The sequence below is a fragment of the Enterococcus hailinensis genome (genome assembly GCF_045862035.1).
Lineage (GTDB): Bacteria > Bacillota > Bacilli > Lactobacillales > Enterococcaceae > Enterococcus_A > Enterococcus_A hailinensis.
In genome coordinates this window covers 208,942-215,592 of record NZ_BAAFRV010000003.1, presented here as the reverse complement: position 1 = coordinate 215,592, position 6,651 = coordinate 208,942, and the positions used below count along the sequence as shown (strand labels likewise).

At 37.1% G+C, this 6,651-nt stretch carries 7 protein-coding genes; 6 read left to right on the top strand and 1 reads right to left on the bottom strand.

The features are described from left to right. The coding region (locus ACKTSC_RS04035) for an IS3 family transposase (RefSeq protein WP_407856906.1) at nt 1-256 on the top strand (256 nt) is incomplete at its 5' end. Between the two features lie 235 nt (nt 257-491). After that, on the top strand, nt 492-962 hold the full coding sequence (locus ACKTSC_RS04030; protein WP_407856905.1) for a universal stress protein: 471 nt from the start codon (nt 492-494) through the stop codon (nt 960-962). A gap of 42 nt (nt 963-1,004) precedes the next feature. On the opposite strand, the gene ACKTSC_RS04025 is transcribed toward ACKTSC_RS04030, so the two are convergent. Continuing rightward, complete coding sequence (locus tag ACKTSC_RS04025; protein ID WP_407856904.1) at nt 1,005-2,087, bottom strand: iron-containing alcohol dehydrogenase family protein; 1,083 nt, start codon at nt 2,085-2,087, stop codon at nt 1,005-1,007. Between the two features lie 143 nt (nt 2,088-2,230). On the opposite strand from ACKTSC_RS04025, the gene ACKTSC_RS04020 reads away from it, so the two are divergent. The 4 genes from ACKTSC_RS04020 to ACKTSC_RS04005 all read left to right on the top strand — a co-directional run bounded on the left by ACKTSC_RS04020 (nt 2,231) and on the right by ACKTSC_RS04005 (nt 6,612). After that, nucleotides 2,231-3,682 carry an ABC transporter substrate-binding protein/permease gene (locus tag ACKTSC_RS04020; RefSeq protein ID WP_407856903.1) on the top strand — a complete coding sequence of 484 codons (1,452 nt, stop codon included), beginning with the start codon at nt 2,231-2,233 and terminating at the stop codon, nt 3,680-3,682. After that, nucleotides 3,675-4,397 (top strand): amino acid ABC transporter ATP-binding protein, encoded by a 723-nt coding sequence (locus ACKTSC_RS04015; RefSeq protein WP_407856902.1) that lies wholly within the window; start codon nt 3,675-3,677, stop codon nt 4,395-4,397. Before ACKTSC_RS04020 ends, ACKTSC_RS04015 begins: the two co-directional genes overlap by 8 nt. A gap of 24 nt (nt 4,398-4,421) precedes the next feature. Then, the gene (locus ACKTSC_RS04010; RefSeq protein ID WP_332580932.1) at nt 4,422-5,573 is read left to right on the top strand and encodes a pyridoxal phosphate-dependent aminotransferase; all 1,152 of its coding nucleotides are present in this window, start codon (nt 4,422-4,424) and stop codon (nt 5,571-5,573) included. 142 nt (nt 5,574-5,715) lie between these two features. Further along, nucleotides 5,716-6,612, top strand: a complete 897-nt coding sequence (locus ACKTSC_RS04005) for an NAD(P)-dependent oxidoreductase (RefSeq protein ID WP_407856901.1) — start codon at nt 5,716-5,718, stop codon at nt 6,610-6,612. Nucleotides 6,613-6,651 lie beyond the last annotated feature (39 nt).

Sequence of the window (6,651 nt, the reverse complement as noted above, 5' to 3'; positions counted from 1 at the left end):
CTGTGAGCGAGTAAAACAAAAAAACGTTATCCAAAGTATGTCCCGTAAGGGTACACCTTCAGATAACGCTCCAATAGAGTCGTTTCATGCCTCACTAAAGTCAGAAACGTTCTACATCTCAAAAGAGACGATAGGCTCTAATACTAGAGTAATCGATATTGTAGAAAATTACATCTATTTTTGGAATCATAATAGAATTTTATCCAAATTAGGGTATCTTTCGCCCGTCGATTACCGGTCAGCAAGATTAAATTGAGTTGCTCTTTTTATTTTGTATCAAAAAGTAGTTGCACTTCCCCTTATATAGAGGTTCTCTCTTTTTCTAGTCATTTGATACCTGCTATATAATATTTTATAAAAATAAAGGTATAAATATAGACAAACTGTTGATAGTGACAAAACTATTATGGGTGAAAAAGGCTGTTCCGATCTTTATCTTATAAACTGGTATATAATCAAATTATAAAGAAAAAATTGAAATGAGGGATACTATGAGTAATAAGATGTTAGTTTTAGTCGGAAGCGATGGTAAACCAGAAAATGCTTTTAGAAAAGCGGTCGAACTGGCTGAAAAAGAAAAAAGCGAATTACATGTTTTGATTTATAATACAACTTTAAAAGAAAATATTGCTTTAGAAGAAAGTGAAGAATTTTCTTTAGAAGATAGTTATATGGGAGAATTGACCGTACCAGATGTACAATTGATGGAAGATTTAGATGAAGAAAATCAGGCAGAAATAAAAGAATTTGTTTCGAGTATTAAATTGAGTAATCCGGATAACTTGATTATTTCATATGTGTCTTATGGATTAAAAAAAGCTGTTCTTAATTATGCGAATGAAAAAGAGATCGATTTGGTCATTTTAGGGCAAGAGGAGTCTCTTTATACACGCTTAACCTTTGATTCATTGATCAAACATCTGGCTAACAAATCAGCAAGCAATTTATTGATCATCAAATAATAAAAAGATCTTTTCTTTCAATTACGAAAGAAAAGATCTTTTTTAGTTTGTAGTGAATTTTTCTAACTCTTTCATTTTCTCAATGATCAATGCGGGTGTGATGGGTTCTTTCATTAAATGAATCGTTTCTTCTGGAGCACAGGCACGCTCAGCGACAGCTTGATAGTCACTCTCTGTTAACTGTAATTGTAAGTCCTTCAAGTTGGTTGGTAAATGTAATTGATGATAAAAAGGTAACAAGGCTTCTATTTCTGGTAGCTTTTTTTCAATCATTAGTTGGACCAAGATGCCATAGGCTACTTTATTTCCGTGAAGTTGTTTATGACTATCGGGTAGAACCGTCATCGCATCATGGATTGAATGCGCACCAGCCGTTCGGCCATATTCATCGCCAAATCCCCCAACCATTCCGGCTAACAAAATGTTCGTTTCGACTACATCGATAAATGATTGATTGATTTTTTTGTTTTCCATGGCCTCAAGTGCAGAGGTGCTTTCTTGTAATAAAATATCGCGACATTTTTTAGCAGCGAATTCCGCAACTTGTACTTCGATCGGCAGTATGTCTAGTTGTGAGATGATGGCAGAGGCTTCATACCATTTGGCTAAGGTATCACCGATGCCAGCTACCATCAATTCTTTTGGTGAATGAAGAAGAATTTCAGGATCAATCAAAACTAAATCGGTTGCTTTTGGAAAAATATCGTACCGTATCATGACATCCGTTTCGTCATAAATGACACTTAGCGGTGTATATGCAGCACAAGTTGCAGCTAAGGTTGGTAAGATAATGATCGGCAAGTGCGCTTTGTAGGCTGTAAATTTTGCTAAATCAGCTACTTTTCCTCCGCCGACAGCAATGATACCATCAAATTTTTCATTTATGCATAAAGACGCAAAATATTCAGCTGCTTTATCGGTACATTGGCCGCCATAATAATGAAAATTTTGTGAGATAGCTAATTTAGGGAAATGAGATTTAACCGCTTCCCATGAATCTTTTCCGTGAATTATCAACACATTTTTTATTTTTCGGCGTTCAAGGTGTGAGGGTAAATTCTCCCAAGCCTTTGTTTTAAGCTCATATTCTTGTGGAGCACCACGAACAATCAGTTGTTTCGTCATCTCAAAACTTCTTTCATCATTTTTTTATTTAAATCTTTTTTTATTATAATAGGTGTGGTAGTATAAGTGCAAGTTGTTTTGAATATTTATTCTTTAATTATTCATATACTTATATTATTATTCAATCAAAAGGAGCGGAATAAATGAAAAAGAAGTTTTGGCTACTGCTAGGACTAGTAGTATTGCTACTAAATTGTTTACCGATAAAAGCTCATGGAGCAGAAAAAGATGTAATCTATGAACGTATCCAACAAAGTGGAGAATTGGTTGTAGGTCTTTCAGCTGATTATGCTCCATATGAATTCCATGCCGATGTGAATGGCCAGGATAAAATTGTCGGATTTGATATTTCGATTGCAGAAAAAATTGCTAAAGATATGGGTGTAAAATTAAAAATTGAAGAATTAGGTTTCGATGCCTTATTAGGAGCATTGAAAACGGGAAAAATCGATTTGATTATTTCTGGGATGTCGATTACTGAAGAACGATTAAAAGAAGTTGATTTTTCAGATCCTTATTTTGTAGTTCAACAAAAGGTGTTAGTGCGCAAAGATGACAAAAATAAATACAAAACCACTGATGATTTTGAAGGAGTTTCTGTAGGGGCACAAAAACAGACAACACAAGAAGCACTTGTCAAAAATGAAATGACGGGTGCCGACTTGACCTCATTACAAAAGGTTCCAGATTTGATCAACAATTTGCTGAATAAAAAAGTCAATGCGGTGGTAATGGAGCAGCCAGTGGCAGAAGCTTATGCCCAACAAAGTAAGGACTTGGCAATCGCTTCGGTTGGCTTTGAACAAGGAGAAAAAGTCACTGCTATCGCTATGTCAAAAAATACTCCTGAGCTGAAACAACATGTTAATGCATCGATCAAAACGATCAACGATAAAGATCTATTAACCGGTTATAAAAAGAAAGCAAATGAATTGATGTTCCAAGAAGACCAATCATTCTTGCAAAAATATGGTCCTTACTATTTAAGTGGGGCAAAATATACGATTCTATTAGCTTTTGTCGGTGTTTTATTCGGTTTGATCTTTGGTAGTTTATTAGCATTGATGAAACTAAGCAAAAATAAATTGTTGAAAGCTTTGGCAGTTATTTATATTGAATACGTACGTGGAACACCGTTATTAGTTCAAATCTTTATCGTGTATTTTGGAACAGGGGTTGTAGGACTAGATCTTTCAAAATTATTAGCCGGCTGTATCGCTGTTTCGTTGAATAGTGCGGCTTATGTGGCGGAAATCGTTCGTGCAGGTATCAATGCTGTCAATAAAGGACAGATGGAAGCAGCTCGTTCATTAGGGATGAATCAAAAGGAAGCAATGCGATTCATTATCTTCCCGCAAGCAATCAAGAATATTTTGCCGGCATTAGGCAATGAATTTGTGACGATCATCAAGGAATCATCGGTCGTTTCAGTTATTGGTGTATCCGAATTGATCTTCCAAACAGGTGTCGTGCAGGGAGCAAGTTTCAAACCATTCTTGCCATACGTTCTAGTATCGTTGATTTACTTTGCGATGACTTTCTGTATTTCCCGTCTATTAGGTTTAGTTGAAAGGAGAATGGGATTGAATGATTAATGTAAAACAATTATCTAAAAATTTTGGTGAAAATGAAGTTTTAAAAGCGATTGATCTAAATGTCAAAGATGGGGAGGTCGTCGTTATCATCGGACCCTCTGGCAGTGGGAAAAGTACGATTTTACGTTGCTTGAATCTACTAGAGGAACCAACTTCAGGCGAAATCTTTTTTGAAGACCAGAAGATCACCGCTCCGGATAGCAACATCGATAAGATTCGTCAAAAAATGGGAATGGTTTTCCAAAGTTTTAATTTGTTCCCGCATATGAGTGTATTAGAAAATCTAACGATCACACCTGTCAAAATAAAAAAAGAAGATCCAGTAGCTGCAAAACAAAAAGCATTAGCGTTGCTAGATCAAGTGGGATTAAAAGAAAAAGCAGAAAGTTATCCATCGAATCTATCGGGTGGACAACAGCAACGGGTAGCAATCGCGCGAGCGTTAGCGATGAATCCTGATGTGATGTTGTTCGATGAGCCGACCTCTGCTTTAGATCCGGAAATGGTCGGAGAGGTCTTAACAGTTATGCAAGACCTAGCCAAAGAAGGAATGACGATGGTCGTGGTCACACATGAAATGGGCTTTGCTAGAGAAGTAGCCGACCGAGTAATCTTTATGGCAGATGGAGTGATCCAAGAAGAGGGGACACCAGAAGAAATATTTGATCATCCGCAAAATAGTCGGACGCAAGATTTCTTAAATAAAGTTTTGTAGCCAAAATTAGCAGGAGGACATAGGATGGACAAGAACAAAATAGCCCAACGTTTTCAACAACCGGCCGAAAATCTGTTGATGAATATTGCAATTTTAGCAAAAGAGCAAGAGGATATTATTGATTTATCGATCGGAGATCCGGACATCATCACGAATCAAAAAATCATTGATGCTGCATATCAAGAGGTGAAACAAGGAGCGACTAAATATACTGCCCCCGCCGGCAGTAAAGAGTTATTGTCGACGATCATCGATTATTATCAAAAAAAATACGATCTAACGTTCCAATTGGATCAAGTTCGAGCGACAGTCGGGGCGTTGCATGCGATTTATTTAGCTTTGCAAGCGATCTTAGATCCCGGTGATGAAGTTATTTTACACGAACCATATTTTTCACCCTACAAAGAGCAAGTGGTTCTCTCTGGTGGGACACCAGTTTTTGTTCCGACCTATGAAAAAAATAATTTTCAAATTGATGTGGCTGATTTAAAAGCTGCAATCACAGATAAAACGAAAGCTATTTTGATCAACTCGCCGAACAATCCAACGGGAGCGGTTTTTTCAGCCGAAACATTGAAGGAGATCGCCCAAGTTGCGATTGAACATGAACTTTTCATTATTTCAGATGAGATTTATGAGGATTTTGCTTTCAAAGAAACTTTTGTTCCAATGGCACGCTTGGCGCCGGAAAATACTATCACGATCAGTGGCTTATCAAAAGGATTTGCTATGACCGGATGGCGTCTCGGGTATATGATTGCGCCTGCTTACATCAATCAAATTGCTGGAGTTATCAATGAAAGCATCACTTATTCAGCACCAACTGCTTCTCAACGTGCAGGAATCTATGCGTTGAATCATTATGAAGAATTCGTACCGCCAACAGTAGCGATTTTTAAAGATCGCTTAGCTTATATTGAAGAACGAGTTAATGAAATTGATTATTTATCGCTAAATTCAGTCGCGGGCAGTATGTATGCATTTATCAATATTAGTAAAAGTGGTTTGGGTTCAGTGGCTTTTGTTGAAAAAATATTAGCAGAAACAGGAGTACTATTTGTTCCCGGCAAAGCTTTTGGTGAAACGGTCGGCGATGAGTATATTCGTTTAGCAGCTACACAACCAAAAGCGGTCTTAAAAGAAGCATTTGATCGTTTAGCCAAAGTCCAATTTTAAAGCAAAAAAGTATTCGATCTTTAACCAGAAGATCGAATACTTTTTTGCTTTTAAACAATTGCGGAAGGTGTGAAAGGATTATTGTTTACCTGATAGCTAGAAAGCTTTATCATAGAGATAGAATCGATTATGGGAGGCTGACATGAATAAATTTAAAAAAATGGTCGCGATTGAACCGACAAAGTTGTTGCCAGAATGGGATGAAGAATTAAAAGAGTTAGCGGAAGAAGCAATTTTTTATGAAGACATTCCTGCGGATACTAAAACAGTCATTGAACGGATCGGTGATGCGGATTGTGTGATGCTAAGTTTTACTAGCTTTATCGATCAAGAAGCATTAGCAGCATGTCCCAACATTCGTTATATTGGACTGTGCGCGAGTCTATATTCACCTGAAAATGCCAATGTCGATATTCGTTATGCGAAAGAAAATGGGATCGTTGTTACTGGAGTACGTGATTATGGCGATGAGGGTGTTAAAGAATATGCGATCAGTGAATTGGTTCGTCTGCTTCAAGGACGTGGTCCTGCGATGTGGAAAGAAGAACCCATGGAATTGACCGATGTTAAAGTTGGAATCGTTGGAATGGGAACAGTGGGCAGTTTATTGGCTAAAACAATGAAGTTCTTTAGTATGGATGTTAACTATTACAGCCGCACTCGTAAACCATTACTTGAAGAAGACTTGGCGATGACTTATTATCCATGGGATCAGTTGTTGCAAGAAGTCGATATTTTAATTACTTGCTTGAATAAAAATGTTGTTTTATTAGATGAAAAAGCATTCGAATTATTTGGCAATGGGAAAATATTGATGAATGTTTCGATCGCACCATCTCATGAACTACCTGCACTAAAACAGTGGCTAGAACAGCCAGGAAATTTTGCTTTTAGTGATACTGAAGCTGGACTAGGTGAAGAAGTGATCGGAATGAAAAATGTTTTTGCAGGAAAAACGAATGCGGGGTTGACATCGAAGGCTAAAGTTCGGTTAGCTCAAAAAGTGATTCAAAATATCGAAACATTTTTAAACAATTAAAAATTATCTCCAAAAAGAGTGGCTAAGATCGTTATCGGA

Coding starts and splice junctions, on each gene's coding strand:
- ACKTSC_RS04030 (WP_407856905.1), top strand. CDS start 492: ATGAGTAATAAGATGTTAGTTTTAGTCGGAAGCGATGGTAAACCAGAA.
- ACKTSC_RS04025 (WP_407856904.1), bottom strand. CDS start 2,087: ATGACGAAACAACTGATTGTTCGTGGTGCTCCACAAGAATATGAGCTT.
- ACKTSC_RS04020 (WP_407856903.1), top strand. CDS start 2,231: ATGAAAAAGAAGTTTTGGCTACTGCTAGGACTAGTAGTATTGCTACTA.
- ACKTSC_RS04015 (WP_407856902.1), top strand. CDS start 3,675: ATGATTAATGTAAAACAATTATCTAAAAATTTTGGTGAAAATGAAGTT.
- ACKTSC_RS04010 (WP_332580932.1), top strand. CDS start 4,422: ATGGACAAGAACAAAATAGCCCAACGTTTTCAACAACCGGCCGAAAAT.
- ACKTSC_RS04005 (WP_407856901.1), top strand. CDS start 5,716: ATGAATAAATTTAAAAAAATGGTCGCGATTGAACCGACAAAGTTGTTG.